Annotated in this window: 13 protein-coding genes; 10 read left to right on the top strand and 3 right to left on the bottom strand. The window is 75.8% G+C overall.

Translation table 11 applies throughout. The features are described 5' to 3' along the window. Nucleotide 1 precedes the first annotated feature (1 nt). The 5 genes from QMF80_RS13085 (at nt 2) to QMF80_RS13065 (ending at nt 7,112) form a co-directional block, all read left to right on the top strand. Complete coding sequence (locus QMF80_RS13085) at nt 2-1,402, top strand: M20/M25/M40 family metallo-hydrolase (protein WP_283452722.1); 1,401 nt, start codon at nt 2-4, stop codon at nt 1,400-1,402. Then, nucleotides 1,402-3,480, top strand: a complete 2,079-nt coding sequence (locus tag QMF80_RS13080) for a prolyl oligopeptidase family serine peptidase (RefSeq protein WP_283452720.1) — start codon at nt 1,402-1,404, stop codon at nt 3,478-3,480. Before QMF80_RS13085 ends, QMF80_RS13080 begins: the two co-directional genes overlap by 1 nt. 14 nt (nt 3,481-3,494) lie before the next feature. Continuing rightward, on the top strand, nt 3,495-4,172 hold the full coding sequence (locus QMF80_RS13075; RefSeq protein WP_283452716.1) for a GNAT family N-acetyltransferase: 678 nt from the start codon (nt 3,495-3,497) through the stop codon (nt 4,170-4,172). 4 nt (nt 4,173-4,176) lie between these two features. Next, on the top strand, nt 4,177-5,076 hold the full coding sequence (locus tag QMF80_RS13070) for an arginase family protein (RefSeq protein WP_283452714.1): 900 nt from the start codon (nt 4,177-4,179) through the stop codon (nt 5,074-5,076). 65 nt (nt 5,077-5,141) lie between these two features. After that, nucleotides 5,142-7,112, top strand: a complete 1,971-nt coding sequence (locus tag QMF80_RS13065) for a DUF5107 domain-containing protein (protein WP_283452712.1) — start codon at nt 5,142-5,144, stop codon at nt 7,110-7,112. Nucleotides 7,113-7,166: 54 nt separating this feature from the next. Here QMF80_RS13065 and QMF80_RS13060 read toward each other — a convergent pair whose 3' ends face one another. After that, nucleotides 7,167-8,006: a class I SAM-dependent methyltransferase gene (locus QMF80_RS13060; protein WP_283452710.1), complete on the bottom strand. Its 840-nt coding sequence runs from the start codon at nt 8,004-8,006 to the stop codon at nt 7,167-7,169. A 205-nt stretch (nt 8,007-8,211) separates the two neighbouring features. Here QMF80_RS13060 and QMF80_RS13055 point away from each other — a divergent pair, with 205 nt between their 5' ends. The 3 genes from QMF80_RS13055 to QMF80_RS13045 all read left to right on the top strand — a co-directional run bounded on the left by QMF80_RS13055 (nt 8,212) and on the right by QMF80_RS13045 (nt 11,302). After that, a complete protein-coding gene (locus tag QMF80_RS13055) occupies nt 8,212-8,802 on the top strand; it encodes a TIGR03086 family metal-binding protein (RefSeq protein ID WP_283452708.1) in 591 nt (196 codons plus the stop codon). A 164-nt stretch (nt 8,803-8,966) separates the two neighbouring features. Further along, nucleotides 8,967-10,190, top strand: coding sequence for an aminotransferase class I/II-fold pyridoxal phosphate-dependent enzyme (locus QMF80_RS13050; protein WP_283452905.1), 1,224 nt, complete (start codon nt 8,967-8,969; stop codon nt 10,188-10,190). Nucleotides 10,191-10,231: 41 nt separating this feature from the next. After that, complete coding sequence (locus QMF80_RS13045) at nt 10,232-11,302, top strand: MBL fold metallo-hydrolase (RefSeq protein WP_283452706.1); 1,071 nt, start codon at nt 10,232-10,234, stop codon at nt 11,300-11,302. Here the strand turns inward: QMF80_RS13045 and QMF80_RS13040 are convergent. Next, nucleotides 11,299-11,937 (bottom strand): DedA family protein, encoded by a 639-nt coding sequence (locus tag QMF80_RS13040; protein WP_502962831.1) that lies wholly within the window; start codon nt 11,935-11,937, stop codon nt 11,299-11,301. The two genes, QMF80_RS13045 and QMF80_RS13040, sit on opposite strands and share 4 nt — an antisense overlap. After that, the gene (locus QMF80_RS13035) at nt 11,934-12,707 is read right to left on the bottom strand and encodes an MBL fold metallo-hydrolase (protein ID WP_283452704.1); all 774 of its coding nucleotides are present in this window, start codon (nt 12,705-12,707) and stop codon (nt 11,934-11,936) included. Before QMF80_RS13035 ends, QMF80_RS13040 begins: the two co-directional genes overlap by 4 nt. A 132-nt stretch (nt 12,708-12,839) precedes the next feature. Here QMF80_RS13035 and QMF80_RS13030 point away from each other — a divergent pair, with 132 nt between their 5' ends. Together QMF80_RS13030 and QMF80_RS13025 are read left to right on the top strand one after the other, a co-directional pair. After that, nucleotides 12,840-13,244 carry a hypothetical protein gene (locus tag QMF80_RS13030; RefSeq protein WP_283452702.1) on the top strand — a complete coding sequence of 135 codons (405 nt, stop codon included), beginning with the start codon at nt 12,840-12,842 and terminating at the stop codon, nt 13,242-13,244. Between the two features lie 271 nt (nt 13,245-13,515). After that, nucleotides 13,516-15,312, top strand: a complete 1,797-nt coding sequence (locus QMF80_RS13025; protein ID WP_349372204.1) for an alkaline phosphatase family protein — start codon at nt 13,516-13,518, stop codon at nt 15,310-15,312. Nucleotides 15,313-15,314: the final 2 nt, after the last annotated feature.

Below are 15,314 nucleotides of genomic sequence, written 5' to 3'. Positions count from 1 at the left end.
CATGGAACAGGTTCTGGACGCCACGGACGCCACGGACGCCACGGACGCCTCGGCTGGTTCGGCTGGTTCGCGAGCGGTGACGACGGCCGTCGACCGGACGGCGCTCGACGAGGTCGTCGAGTTCACCTCCGGTCTGATCCGCATCGACACCACCAACCGGGGCGGCGGCGACTGCCGCGAACGCCCGGCCGCCGAGTACGCCGCCGAACGCCTGGCCGCCGCCGGGCTGGAGCCCGTACTGCTGGAGCGCACCCCGGGCCGCACCAATGTGGTGGCCCGGATCGGGGGGACCGACCCCGGCGCCGACGCGCTGCTCGTCCACGGCCACCTGGACGTGGTGCCCGCCGAGGCCGCCGACTGGAGCGTGGACCCCTTCTCGGGGGAGGTCCGCGACGGGGTGGTCTGGGGCCGCGGGGCCGTCGACATGAAGAACATGGACGCGATGATCCTGGCGGTCGTACGGGCCTGGGCCCGGGCGGGCGTCAGACCGCGCCGCGACATCGTGATCGCCCTCACCGCCGACGAGGAGGACAGCGCCGTCGACGGCTCGGGCTTCCTCGCCGACCGGCACGCGCACCTCTTCGAGGGGTGTACGGAGGGACTCAGCGAATCCGGGGCCTTCACCGTCCACACCGGTCCCGGTCGGGCGGTCTACCCCGTCGCCGCGGGTGAACGGGGCACCGCCTGGCTGAAGTTGACCGCGCACGGCACCGCGGGCCACGGCTCCAAGCCCAACCGGGCCAATGCCGTCACCCGGCTCGCCGCCGCCGTCGCGCGGATCGGCGAACACGAATGGCCGGTGCGCATGACCGACACCGTCGCCGCCTGCCTCACCGAACTCATGGCGCTCCAGGGGGAGTCGGTGGACCCCCGGGCCCCCGGCTTCGACCTCGGCGCGGTACTGGCCCGGCTCGGGCCCGCCGCGATGCTGGTCGAGGGGACCGTGCGCAACAGCGCCAACCCCAGCATGCTCAGCGCCGGTTACAAGCTCAACGTGATCCCCGGGCATGCCACCGCCTACATCGACGGCCGGATGCTGCCCGGCGGCGAGCCGGAGTTCCGCGCCACCCTGGACGCGCTCACCGGCCCCGACGTCGACTGGGAGTTCCACCACCGCGAGGCGCCCCTCGAAGCACCGCTCGACGGGCGGACGTTCGCCGTCCTGCGCGAGGCCGTCGAGCACTTCGACCCCGAGGGGCGCGTGGTCCCCTTCTGCATGGCCGGGGGCACCGACGCCAAGCAGTTCTCCCGGCTCGGCATCACCGGCTACGGCTACTCGCCGCTCAAACTGCCCCCCGGCTTCGACTACTGGTCCCTCTTCCACGGCGTGGACGAACGGGTCCCCGTCGACGCCCTGCACTTCGGCGTGCAGGTCCTCGACCGCGCGCTGCGGACCCTGTGATGGTCCCCGTCGTTCCCCAGGGCCCCGCCGTGCCGACCGCGCCCTACGGCAGCTGGCCCTCGCCGGTCGGCGCGGCGCTGGCCGCCTCCCACGACGGGCGGCCCGAGTACCTCGGGACGGTCGGCGCCGAGGTGTGGTGGACCGAGCCGCGGCCGGACGAGGGCGGCAGGCGCGCCCTGGTCCGCGGGCCCGCCGACGGCGGCCCCGCCCACTCGGTGCTGCCCTCGCCCTGGAACGTGCGCAGCCGGTTCACCGAGTACGGCGGCCTGCCCTGGACAGGCATCGAACGGTCTGACGGACAAGGCCCGTTGGTGGTCTTCGTCCACTTCGCCGACCAGCGGCTGTACGCGTACGAGCCGGACGTGGCCGGCGCCGTGCCGCGCCCGCTGACCCCCGTCGGCCGGACCGGCGGCGGGCTGCGCTGGGTGGATCCGGTGCTCCGCGAGGACGCCGTGTGGTGCGTCATGGAGGAGTTCACCGGGCCCGCGCCGACGGACGTGCGCCGGGTCCTGGCGGCCGTACCGCTGGACGGATCGGCGGCCGACGACCGGGCGGCCGTTCGTGAACTCACCGACGACCGGCACCGGTTCAGCACCGGTCCGCGGTTCTCGCCGGACGGCAGGCAGATGGTCCGGCTGGTCTGGGACCACCCCCGGATGCCCTGGGACGGCACCGAACTGCACCTGGCCGAGGTGAGCGACGACGGCACGCTCACCGGAATCCGTACCGTGCTCGGCGGCCCCGAGGAGGCCGTCGCCCAGGCCGAATGGGCTTCCGACGGCAGTCTGTTGGCCCTCAGTGACCGGGGCGGCTGGTGGAACCCGTACCGGGTGAGCCGTACCGGCGGGGAGCCCGTCAACCTCTGTCCGCGCGAGGAGGAGTTCGGCGGGCCGCTCTGGAAGCCGGGGCTCAGCTGGCTCGCGCCGCTGGCCGACGGTCCCGTCGCCGTTCTGCACGGCCGGGGCTCCTCACTGCTCGCCGTACTGGACCCGGAGACCGGCGACCTGGTGGACGCGGCGGGCCCCTGGACGGCCTGGCAGCCCACCCTCGTCGCGCACGGCACCCGGGTCTTCGGGGTCGCGGCGAGCCCGCGCACCCCCTACGAGGTGGTCGAGCTGGACACCGCGACCGGCCACGCCCGGGCCGTGAACGCCCGGGAAGTGACCCCCCGGGCCGTGAACGACCGGGGCGGCCGGGAGGGCGGCCGCAGGCCCCGGACCGGGCGCGGCCGGGGGCCGGTGGACCCGGCATACTACCCCGAACCGCAGAGCCGGACCTTCCTCGGCCCCGACAACCACGAGATCCACGCGCACGTCTACCCCCCGCACCACCCCACCCTGCGGGCCCCCGCGGACGAGCTGCCGCCCTACGTGGTGTGGGCGCACGGCGGCCCCACCGACCACGTGCCGCCCGTACTCGACCTGCACATCGCCTACTTCACCTCCCGGGGCATCGGGATCGCCGAGGTCAACTACGGCGGCTCCAGCGGTTACGGGCGGGCCTACCGCGAGCGGCTGCGCGAGCAGTGGGGCGTGGTCGACGTGGAGGACTGCGCGGCCGTGGCCCGGGCGCTGGCCGCCGAGGGCACCGCCGACCCGGCCCGGCTCGCCATCCGGGGCGGCAGCGCGGGCGGCTGGACCGCGGCGGCCTCGCTGGCCGCGACCGACGTCTACGCCTGCGGGACCATCATCTTCCCGGTGCTGGACCTCATCGGCTTCGCCGCCGAGACCCACGACCTGGAATCCCGTTACATCGACGGCCTGGCCGGACCGCCCGAAACCCTCGCCGTGAGCTGCCGGGACCGCTCGCCGCTGTCCCGGGCCGACGGGATCACCGCGCCGTTCGTCCTGCTCCAGGGCCTGGACGACGCGGTGTGCCCGCCCTCGCAGGCCGAGCGGTTCCTGGCCGCGATGCGGGGACGCTCCGTCCCGCACGCCTACCTCGCCTTCGAGGGCGAGGGCCACGGATTCCGCCGGGCGGACACGATCGTGCGCGCCCTGGAGGCCGAACTCTCCCTGTACGCCCAGACCTTCGGATTTGGGCGCCGGGACATCCCCCGGTTGGAGCTGCGGCCCTGAGCCGGCCTGAACGGATGCCTGCCTCCCCCTACGTCGCCGAAGGGCCCCGGGTGGGGCTGCGGCGCATCCGGTCCGCCGACGGCCCCGAGTTCCTCCGGCGCGCGCGGGAGAGCCGGGAACTGCACCGGCCGTGGCTGTTCCCGCCGCGGACGCCCGAGGAGTACGAGGCCTACGCGGCCCGGCTGACCGGGGAGGACGGCGCCCGCGCCGGGTTCCTGGTCTGCGCGCGCGAGGACGACGCGATCGCCGGGTTCGTCAACGTCGACAACATCGTGCGCGGGGCCTTCCAGTGCGGGGCGCTGGGGTACGGGGCCTTCGCGCACGCCGCCGGGCGGGGCCTGTTCACCGAGGCGCTGGGACTGCTCATCGGCCATGCCTTCGCGGACCCGCACCCGGACCCGCACCCGGACCAGAACCCGGACCAGAACCCGGACCAGAACCCGGACCAGAACCCGCACCCGGACCCGGGCGCCGGGCCCGGCGCCCTCGGCGGCGGCCTCGGGCTGCACCGGCTGGAGGTGAACGTCCAGCCCGGCAACACCGCCTCCCTCGCCCTCGTCCGCCGCCTGGGCCTGCGCCGGGAGGGATTCTCGCCCGCGTTCCTGCGCGTCGACGGAGTGTGGCGCGACCATGAACGCTGGGCCGTCACCCGGGAGATGCTCGACCCGGCGGTCCCGCATCACGCAGGATGAGCAGATGCGAACGATCGTGCTCCTCGACGCCCCGTCCAACCTCGGTCTGCGCCCGCCCGCCCCCGGCGCCGTGCCCGGGGTCTACAAACTCGCCGGGGCGCTGCGCGAGCAGGGCCTGCTGGCCCGGCTCAGCGCGCGCGAGGGCGGGGTCGTCGTACCACCGCGCTACGACCCCGGCGACTGGCGGGAGGGAGACGGGGTCTTCAACGGCGCCGCCCTCGCCGCGTACACCGTCACCCTCGCCGACCGGATCGAACGGCACCTGCGCGCCGGGGAGTTCCCCGTCGTACTCGGCGGGGACTGCTCGATCCAGCTCGGCGCCTCGCTCGCCATGCGCCGCCTAGGACGCTACGGTCTGGCCGTCATCGACGGCTCCGCCGACTTCCGGCACCCCGGGAACACGGCCGTGAACGGGCCCGTCGGCGCGGCCGGGGGCGAGGAGCTGGCACTGGCCACCGGGCGCGGCGAGGCCGCCCTCTCCGACCTCGAGGGCCGCTCCCCGTACCTGCGGGACGAGGACGTACGGATCTTCGGGCTGCGGGACGGGGACGCGGACCTCCCCGAACTCGCCGCCGCGGGGATCATGAGCGTCACCGTCGGCCAGATCCGGGAGGCCGGGGCCGGGCCGGTGGCCCGGGTGGCGCTGGAGGGACTGCGTCCGCCGGTCACGGCCGGGTTCTGGGTGCACCTGGACGCCGACGTGCTGGACCCCGCCGTCATGCCCGCCGTGGACAGCCCCGATCCGGGCGGCCTGCTCCCCGACGAGCTGGGGGAACTGCTGGCGGTCCTGGTGAAGTCCCCGCGCTGCGTCGGGCTCAACGTGACCGTCTACGACCCGGACCTCGACCCGGACGCCAGTGCGGGCGCGCTGCTCGCCGATCTGGTCGCCGGGGCCTTTGCGTAATCCTGACCGGGTGTGATCCGCCGAATGGCTGTGCTTCGGCCGCCGTGGCGTGTTCCATTTCCCTCATGGCCACGATCGTCCGACGTTCCGTACTGACGCTGCCCGCAGCCCCGTTGGGGCCCGAGAACCCACTGCCCGCGCTGGGTGCGCCCGCCGAGATCCACACGCTCGACGAGCGCTCCCGGAACGGTCTGCCCCGCGAGATGGCCCGGCAGATCGGCTACGAGCCGCTCAGATCGCTGCTGCCCGCGCGGATCCTGGACGGCTACCAACGGGAGCGTACGGACACCGAGGTCGAGACCGTCGTACTGGAGAACGCGCACCTGCGGGTGACCGTGCTTCCCTTGCTCGGCGGCCGGATCCACTCGATCGTCCATCTGCCGGCCGGCCGTGAACTCCTCTACCGCAACCCGGTGTTCCAGCCCGCGAACTTCGCCCTCAACGGAGCCTGGTTCTCCGGCGGCATCGAATGGAACATCGGTGCGACCGGGCACACCACCCTGTCCTGCGCGCCGTTGCACGCCGCGCTGGTCCCGGCGCCCGACGGCTCCACCATGCTCCGGATGTGGGAGTGGGAGCGGCTGCGCGACCTGCCGTTCCAGGTGGACCTGTGGCTGCCGGAGGACTCGGAGTTCCTCCATGTCGGCGTCCGCGTGCGCAATCCGCACGAGCGGACCGCGCCCGTCTACTGGTGGTCCAACATCGCGGTCCCGGAGGACGAGGGCACACGCGTGCTCGCCCCGGCGGCCGAGGCCTGGCACTTCGGGTACGAACGGTCGCTGCGGCGGATCCCGGTGCCCCACTGGGAGGGCGCGGATCGCACGTACCCGCTGCGCGGCGAGTACCCCGCCGACTACTTCTACGAGCTGGCCGACGGGGCCCGGCCCTGGATCGCCTCGCTCGACGCCGCGGGGCACGGGCTGGCGCAGACCTCCACCGACCGGCTGCGCGGGCGCAAGCTCTTCGTCTGGGGCGCAGGCCGGGGCGGGCGGCGCTGGCAGGAGTGGCTGACCGAGCCCGGCAGCCCCGGGTACGCGGAGATCCAGGCCGGGCTCGCGCGGACCCAGCTGGAGCACGTACGGCTGGAACCGGGGGGCGAGTTCAGCTGGCTGGAGGCCTACGGTCCGCTCACCGCGGCGGCCGGGACGGTGCACGGGGACGACTGGGCGGCGGCCCGCGAGGAGGCGGCGCGGGCGCTGGAGGCCGCGCTGCCCCGGGAGCGGGTGGAGGCGGCGTACCGGGCGTGGCTGCCGTACGCCGACCACGAACCGGGGGAGCGGCTGGCCGCCGGGTCGGGCTGGGGCGCGCTGGAAGTGCTGCGCGGCGGCCACAAGCTCCCCGGCACCCCCTTCGCCGAGGCGGACCTCGGGGAGGCTCAGCTGCCGTGGCTGGAGCTGTGGCGCACCGGAGTGTTCCCGAGCCCGCGCCGGGTGGCCCCGCCCGGGCCGAGCCTGGTCGCCCCGCACTGGCGGGACATGCTGGAGACGGCCCCGGCCGACCCGCTGACCGAGTACCACCTGGGGGTCGCCCAGTGGCACGCGGGCGACGTGGCCCAGGCGGTACGGAGCTGGGAGCGCGGCCTGGCGCTGGCTCCCTCGCGGTGGCCGCTGCTGCGCTGCATGGCGGTGGCGGACCGGCTGGCGGGCGACCGGGCGAGGGCGGCCGACCGGTACGCGGAGGCCTTCGCCGATCTCGCCGAGGAGAGCCGGGGCGGCGCGGGCTGGACGGCCGCCGAGTCGGCGCTCGGGCGGGAGGCGATGACGGCGCTGCTGTCGGCGGGGCGCCCGGCCGGGGCCCGGGCGGTCTGGGACCGGCTGCGGCCCGCCCTGCGCGAAGAGGGCCGCTTCCGCCTGCTGGCTGCCCGGCTGCTGGCGGCGGAGGGCCATGTGGGCGCGGCGGTCCGGCTGTTCGACGAGGGCTTCGAGGTCCCCGACCTCCGGGAGGGCGACGAGATCCTCGGCGAGGTCTGGTCCACCCTGAGCGGGCGGCCGCTCCCGGAACGCTACGACTTCCGGATGCGGCCGACCCGGCCCTGACCCGTACGTCGGCGCGCTGCGGTCAGGCCCGGCACGGGGTCTCGCCGAGGGCGCTCAGGCCCGGCACAGGATCTCGCCGTTCAGGACCGAGAACCAGGCGTCGGGCGCCCGGCCCCAGGCGCGCCAGGCCCCGGCGATCCCGGTCAGGTCGGCGGGAGTGGCGTGGCCGCCCTCCGTGGCGACCCGGCCGTAGGAGGAGGCCGTCGTCCGGTCCGCCCACAGACCGCTCCACCACGCCACCTCGTCCGGGGTCGCGTAGCACCAGGCCGTCGCCGAGGCGGCGACCTCGGTGAACCCGGCGGTCCGCGCCCAGGACACCAGCCTGCGCCCCGCGTCGGGCTCGCCGCCGTTGGCGCGGGCGACCCGCCGGTACAGGTCCAGCCACTCGTCCAGGCCGGGCGTCCCCGGGAACCAGGTCATGGCCGCGTAGTCGGCGTCCCGTACGGCGACGATCCCGCCGGGGCGGCACACCCGGCGCATCTCGCGCAGCGCCCGTACCGGGTCGCCCACGTGCTGCAGCACCTGGTGGGCGTGGACCACGTCGAAGGAGGCGTCGGGGAACTCCAGCGCGTGCACGTCGGCCGTGGCGAACTCGATGCCGGTCAGACCGCGTTCCGCCGCGTACTGCCGGGCCTGCTCGATCACGTCCTGCGAGGCGTCCACCGCGGTCACCCGGCCGGGGGCGACCAGCTCCGCCAGGTCGGCGGTGATCGTGCCCGGCCCGCAGCCCACGTCCAGCACGCTCATGCCCGGGCGCAGCTCGCCGGTCAGGTACGCGGCCGAGTTGCCGGCGGTGCGCCAGCGGTGCGAGCGCAGGACCGACTCGTGGTGCCCGTGGGTGTAGACGGCGGTCTCGTGCGGGGGCTCGTGCGCGGTGTCGGGGCCGGTCTCCATGGCGGGACTCCTTCAGCGTCGAAGCGTGCTCGTCGGGCGTGCTCGTCACGGTAGAGGACCATGTCGGGATACGAGATAGGGGTATCGCGATGTGGACACGGGTCTTGCGGGGAAAGGAGGTTGGGCGGTCCGGTAGCCGGGGAAACGAGGGGCGAGGACAGTGGGCCCCAAGGGGCGCGGCCCCATCGGAAAGGACGTGAGACCCGTGGGAGCAGACGGACGCCGGCCCGACGCGCTGCTCGACCAGCACGAGCAGGCACTACGGCTCTTCGGCGAGTACGTGCGCGCCGTCACGGACGGCCAGTGGGACGGGCCGACCCCCTGTACCGAGTGGACCGTGCGCGAACTGGTGGGCCACGTCGTCGGTGAGCAGCTCTGGATCCCGCCGCTGGTGACGGAGGGGCGGACCGTCGAGGACGTCGGTGACGCGTTCTCCGGAGACCTGCTCGGCGAGGACCCGGCCGCCGCCTGGGACCGGGCCGCCGCCGCCGCGCACGCCGCCTTCGCCGCGCCGGGGGCGCTGGACCGCACGGTCCACCTCTCCTACGGCCCGTCGAAGGGAGCGGCGTACTGCGCGGAGCTGACGGCCGACTGCGTCGTGCACGCCTGGGACCTGGCCCGGGGGATCGGGGCCGACGACCGGCTGCCGGACGGCCTGGTCGAGTTCTCGATCAAGGAGGTCATGCCGTACGCCGACACGCTCGCGTCGAGCGGAGCGTACGCCGCCCCGGTGGAGGTGCCGCCGGGCGCGGACGCGCAGACCCGGCTGCTCGCGCTCGTGGGGCGGGCGCGGTGAGCGCGGGTCCCGCGCCGCGTGGCGCACGTACGAAGGCCCAATAAAGGGCATATCTGATAAAAGGACCGTATAAAGGTCGGGTCAGGCAGGACCAGGGCGATCAAGCCGGGTCGGGTCTGCCCGGAGACGCCCGGACGGAAGCGGTGGTGCAGGCGGTGGCGGGGATGTGGCGTACGGCGGCGCAGGGGCGCGGTCCGGTCCGGTACGGTCCACCGGCACCGGCACCGGAGCCCGGCCTGCCCGTCCTGCCCGAGCTCACCGCCGTCCTCGCGGCGGCGGCGGCCCGCTGCGCCCCCGAGCCCCCGGGCGGCGGTGAGTCCCTCCGGGAGGCGGCCTGCCGCCACTGGGCCCGGCGCGGCCTGACCGCCGAGCCGGACGCCGTGGCGGCCGGGCCCGGCGCCCCCGCCCTGCTGCTCGCGCTGCTCGGCGCGTACGGCGGGGACGTGCTGCTGCCCCGCCCCTGTCCCGCCTGGTGGACGCCCCAGGTCCGGCTGCTGGGACGGCGGGCCTATCACGTGCCGACCCCCGCCGAATGCGGCGGAGTGCCCGACCCGTACGCCCTCCTGGAGACCGTACGGCGGGTGCGCGCCGAGGGCGGCGACCCGCGGGTGCTGCTGCTGTCGGTGGCCGACGATCCGACCGCGACCGTGGCCCCGCCGGAACTGCTGCGCGAGGCGTGCGAGGCGGCCGAGTCCGCGGGGCTGTTCGTGGTCAGCGACGAGACCTGGCGCGACACCGTGCACCGGCCCCACGAGGACACCGTGCTCAGCCCCGCCGAGATGCTCCCCGAGCAGGCCGCCGTCCTCCTCGACCTCTCCGGCGCGCTGCTGCCCGGCGGCTGGCCCGCCGCCGTCCTGCGCCTCCCCGGCACCGCCCGCGGCACCTGGCTGCGCGCCCGCACCCTCGACATCCTCACCGCGACCGGCGCGCTGCTCGCGGCCCCCGTCGCGGCCGCCGCCGAGTACGCCCTGGACGAACCCGGGGCCGTGCGCGCCCGCGGCCGCGGCGCCGCCGCCCTGCACGGGGCGGTGGCCGGGGCCGCGCACCGCGAACTGCTGGCCGTCGGGGCGCTGGCCCGGCCGCCGCGGGCCGGCCGCCACCTCTACGCCGACCTGACCCCGCTGCGCGCCGGACTGGCCCGGCACGGGGTCGGCGACGCCATGGAGCTGGAGGACCACCTCGGTGCCCGGCTCGGCGCTCCCACGCCCGGCGGCCAGCGCTTCGCCGACGAACTGGGCGCCCTGCGCGTCCGGTTGTCCACCGGCCCGCTGCTGGGCGCCACGCCGGAGGAACGACTGGCCGCGCTGGCCGCCCCGGACCCCCTGGAGCTCCCGCACGTACGGCGGTCCCTCGACCGGCTCGGGTCGGTGCTCGCGGAACTGACCTGACCTGTCCCGAGCCTCATGTGCCGCTGAACGGAGCGTTCTTGATGAGAAATCAGACCGGGCGCCGCCCGGCGGCCGGTCCGCGCGCCGCGAACGGCCCCCAGGGCGGTGCCGCGCGCCCGCCCGGGGAGGTCCCGCCCAAGGATGTCCCGCCGGGCGGGATCCGGCCCCTGGGCGAGGTGCGGCACTGGCCGAGGTCGTTCGCCGACCGGCTGACCACCCCGCTGCCGGGACTGCGGGCCTTCGCCCGGCTCGCCCGGGAGGGCGCGCTGCGGCCCGGGCCGGAGGGGCTGCGGGGGATCCCCGACCTGCCCTACGAGCCCGGCCCGCTGCCCGCCGCCGCATCCGGCACGGTGGCCGTCACCTGGGCCGGGCACGCCAGTTGGCTGCTGCGGCTGGGCGGGCTGACCGTGCTGACCGACCCCGTCTGGTCCCGCCGGATCCTGGGCACCCCGGCCCGGCTCACCCCGGTCGGGGTCCGCTGGGAGCGGCTGCCTCCCGTGGACGCCGTCGTCATCAGCCACAACCACTACGACCACCTCGACGCGGCCACCCTCAAACGGCTGCCGCGCCACACCGCCCTCTTCGTCCCGGCCGGCCTCGCCCGCTGGTGCCGCCGCCGCGGCTTCACCCGGGTGACCGAGCTGGACTGGTGGGAGGCGGCCGAACTGGGCGGCGTACGCTTCACCTTCGTCCCCGCCCACCACTGGTCCAAGCGCTCCTTGCTGGACACCTGCCGGACCCTGTGGGGCGGCTGGGTGCTCACCGACGTCGGCACCGGCAAGAGGGTCTACTTCGCGGGCGACACCGGTTACGGACACTGGTTCGGCGAGATCGGCCGCCGGCACCCCGGCATCGACCTGGCCCTCCTGCCGATCGGGGCGTACGCCCCGCGCTGGTGGCTGCGCGACGTGCACGCCGACCCGGAGGAGGCCGTACGGGCCTGCCTCGAGCTCGGCGCCCGTCGGATGGCCCCGATGCACTGGGCCACCTTCGTCCTGTCCGCCGAGCCGGTCATGGAGCCGCTGCTGCGCGCCCGCGCCGCCTGGAACCGCGCGGGCCTGCCCCGCGAACACCTCTGGGACCTCCCGATCGGAGCCTCCCGCGCCTTCTAGGCCGCCCTTCTGTGGCCCCGCACCCGGCGCCACAGGGCAGGCGCGCCGCTGATCAGCAGGGTGAGCCCGACCGCGAGGGCCACGCCCTTCCACGGCTCGGCGAACAGGGAACCGCCCACGATCCCGATCAGCCCGTACGTCGCCGACCAGGCCAGGCACGCGGGTGCGTCCCCCCGCGCGAACCACCGCAGCGGCAGCCGCGCCAGCAGGCAGGCCAGCATCACCGGGATCCGCCCGGCCGGGATCAGCCGCGAGACCACCAGCACCAGCGCCCCGTGCTCGTCCAGCCGCATCCGGGCCTGCTCCAGCCGCTCCGCACCGGCCCGCCCGCGCAGCGACTCCAGCCACCGCGAGCCGCCGCGCGAACGCACCCCCCGCTGCCCGAGCCAGTACAGGGCGAGGTCGCCGAGGAACGCTCCCAGCGCCGCCACCCCGACGACCAGCAGCACCCCGAAGGGCAGCGAGCGCTGGTGGAAGGCGACCACGGCCGCCGAACTCACCAGGGCCCCGGTGGGAATCACCGGCACCAGCGCCCCCAGCGCCACCAGCACGAACAGCGCCGGGTAGCCGACCACCTGCCCCGTGCTCTGCGCCGGGCCCTGCCCCACCACCGCCAGCGCGGCGTGCGGGATCACGGCAGCCGCACCCGCTCCCCGTGGTCCGGCACCCGCACGCTCACCTTCGGCGCCAGCCGGGCCGCCGCCCGGGCGAACTCCTCGCCGGGCGCGTGGAACTCGTGCGGCCGCACCGCGTCCATCCCCACCGGCCAGTACGTCCCGTAGTGCACCGGCACCGCCGCGGCGGGCGCCAGCAGGGCCAGCGCCCGCGCCGCCCGCCCCGGGTCCAGGTGCCCCGGGCCCAGGTACGGACCCCAGCCGCCCACCGGCAGCAGCGCCACGTCCACCGGGCCGACCTCCCGCGCCATCGTGTCGAACAGCCCGGTGTCCCCGGCGAAGTAGGTGACCGCCGAGCCGTGCACCACGTACCCGAGAGCGGGCACGGTCCGCGGTCCGAACGGCAGCCGCCGCCCGTCGTGGCGCGCGGCGACCACCCGGATCTCCACCGGGCCCGCACCGACGGTCTCGCCCGGCGCCACCTCGGTGACGCTCAGCCCGCGCAGCCGCGCGACCCGCACCAGCCCCGGCACCGCCCGCCCGGCCCCGCGCGGCACCAGCAGCCGGGTCCCCGGCGCCAGCCGCGCCAGCGAGGGCAGGTGCAGGTGGTCGGCGTGCAGGTGCGAGACCAGCGCCACCTCCGCCTCGGCCGCCTCCGGCGGCGGCACCGCCCCGCGCCGCCGCCGCAGGTGCGCGAGCCGCCGGGCGAACAGCGGGTCGGTCAGCAGCCGGACCCCGCGGTCCTCGACCGTGCAGGTGGCATGCCCCCACCAGGTGATGTCCACCGGCACCCCGGACCCCTCCCTACCTCGAACGTCCCCCCGAGCCTAGGGCGTCACCGGCCGAACCGCCCGGGCCCCGCCCCGCACCGTGGCCGAAGGCCCACTCCTCGTGCGGGACGGATCGGAGTAGGGTCGGGCGGCATGGATGAGCTGCGCGTCGCCGCAATCGCCAGCCTGACCCCGCTCGAGGAACTGGACGCCGACCCCTTCATCGTGGACATCCGTACCCAGCACGCCATGTGCGTCCGCTGGGCCGCCGACCACGGCTACGTCGTGACCCGGCGGCTGCTCGTCTACGGGCTGCGCGCCGACCACTGCGGGCTCTGGTCCGACATCGACACCGGACAGGTCGACCTGTTCGTCGCGCCCAACCACCGGGTGCTGCGCCGGGCCCTGCGCTCGGTCGAGGAGTTCACCGCCGAGTGCGAGCGGCGCGGCGTCCGGCTGGAGACCGCCGGACAGGAGGAACCCGCCTACACCTCCGGGATGAAGGCCGAGGTGCACCGCCGGATGTCCATGCCGACCGCGGGCTACGACGGCACCTGACCCCGGCCGCGCACCTGCGCCGCGCACCCCGGCCGCGCAGCCCTCGCCGTGCCCCGCCCGTTCTTTCCCGGCGGCGCGGATACACCCGTGCGCGGCACGCTCCGTACGTCCGTACGCCTCCCGTGTCACCCCGCCCGGGCAGCTCCGCTGTGCGACGCTGGGCCGGGGGCCCGCGAGCGGGGCGCGGGCCGGAACGCGAGGCGGGTACGGCGTGCTGCGAGGCCGATGGCGGACCGCGGGCGCCGCCCTGGCGCGGGTCATTCTCGTCTGGATGGTGTCCACCCTGACCATGCTGGTCCTGGCCGCCGCCCTGCCGGACTTCCGGCTCCAGCCGGACCCCGGCGCCGCGGGCGGCGACAGCGTCACCCGGATCGCGCTCACCGCCGCCTGGGGCGCCGGGGCCTTCGGTCTGCTCAGCGCACTGGTGTGGCCGGTCCTGGTCCGCGCCCTGCTGCTGGTCCCCGCGCTGGCGCCCGGGCTGCTCTTCCTCCAGTTCGACGGGGTCGGCTACGAGGCGCTGCGGCGGGCGGCGGGCGCCGGGCTGATGCCGACGGTGGCCGGATGGCTGGAGGACACCCACCGGGTGACGGCCTGGCGCACCGACTGGTCCAGCCAGACCGGCGCGAGCCAGCTGGGGATCCTGCACGGCAGCACCTTCGACGTGCCCGCCTTCCGCTGGTACGAGAAGGACACCGGCGAGATCGTGGTCTGCAACCGGCCCAGCAGCGCCGCCGCCCTGCAACGCCGGGCGGTGGCCCGGACCGGTGACCTGGGCCTGCTCACCGTGGACGGCGCCAGCCGGGGCAACCTGTTCAGCGGCGGCGCCGACCAGCTGGCCCTGGTGCTGTCGGTCTCGGCCCGGCGCGGGTGCGGCAACCACTCCCGGGCCGGGTACGTCGCCTACTTCCGTGACCCCGCCAACGCGGTCCGCACCGCCCTGTCCTTCGTGGCCGAGGTGGGCCGGGAGATCGGCCAGTCGGTCCGGGCGAAGGCGCGGGGGGACCGCCCGAGGGTCTCGCGCGGCGGGCTGTACCCGGCCATCCGGGCCTTCGCGACGGTGGTGGAACGGGACGTGGTGGTGGCCGCGGTGATCGGCGACATGCTCGCGGGGCGCGCCGCGGTCTACGCCGACCTGGTGGCCTACGACGAGGTCGCGCACCACTCGGGCCCGCGCGGCCGGGACACCGACCAGGTCCTCGCCCGTCTCGACCGCAGTCTCGCGCTGATCGCCCGGGTCGCCGAGCACGCGCCCCGCACCTACCGGATCGTCATCCTCTCCGACCACGGCCAGAGCCCGGGGGAGACCTTCCTCGGGCGGTACGGGCTCACCCTGAAGGACCTGGTGCGGGCGGGCTGCGGGCTCCCGGTCCCGCGTCGTGCGGGCCGTACCCCCAGCGGGGCCGAGGCCCGCTCGGCGGTCCGGGCCGCCCTGCACCGGCCGGTGGAGGAGACGGACGAGGAGGTGCGCCCCGCGCGCGGCTCCGAGCCCGTGGTGCTGGCCTCCGGCAACCTCGGCCTGATCTCCTTCCCGGACATCCCGGGCCGGGCCACCCGGGAGCGGATCGAGCGGGACCACCCGGCGCTACTGACCACCCTGGCCGAGCATCCCGGGGTGGGGTTCCTGCTGATGGACGGCCTGGTGCTGGGGCCGGGCGGGGCGACGGCCCGGCTCTCGGCGCCGGGGGAGGCGGAGGAACTTCTCGCCCCCTTCGGTCCGGGCGCGGCGGTGGCGGTGCGCCGTACGGACTCCTTCCCGCACGTGGCCGACGTCATGGTGAACTCGGCGTACCACCCGGACAGCGGCGCGGTGCACGCCTTCGAGGAGCAGATCGGTTCCCACGGCGGGCTGGGCGGGGAGCAGGGGCATCCGTTCCTGATGTGGCCGACGGTGCTGTCCGAGCCGGAGGCGGAGCTGGTGGGGGCGGAATCGGTGCACGCGCTGCTGCGGCGCTGGCTGCGGGAGTCGCGGGACGGGCCGCAGGTGCCGGTGGAAGATCACCGGCCGGAGGGCGGCCAGAGCGGAACACTTCCTTCCGCATCGGTGGCCGGACCGGACGAAAACCGCTGATG

The sequence above is a fragment of the Streptomyces sp. G-G2 genome, from assembly GCF_030063135.1.
GTDB lineage: Bacteria > Actinomycetota > Actinomycetes > Streptomycetales > Streptomycetaceae > Streptomyces.
Note: the sequence above shows the minus strand (reverse complement) of the source record. Positions and strands in the feature narration are given on the sequence as shown.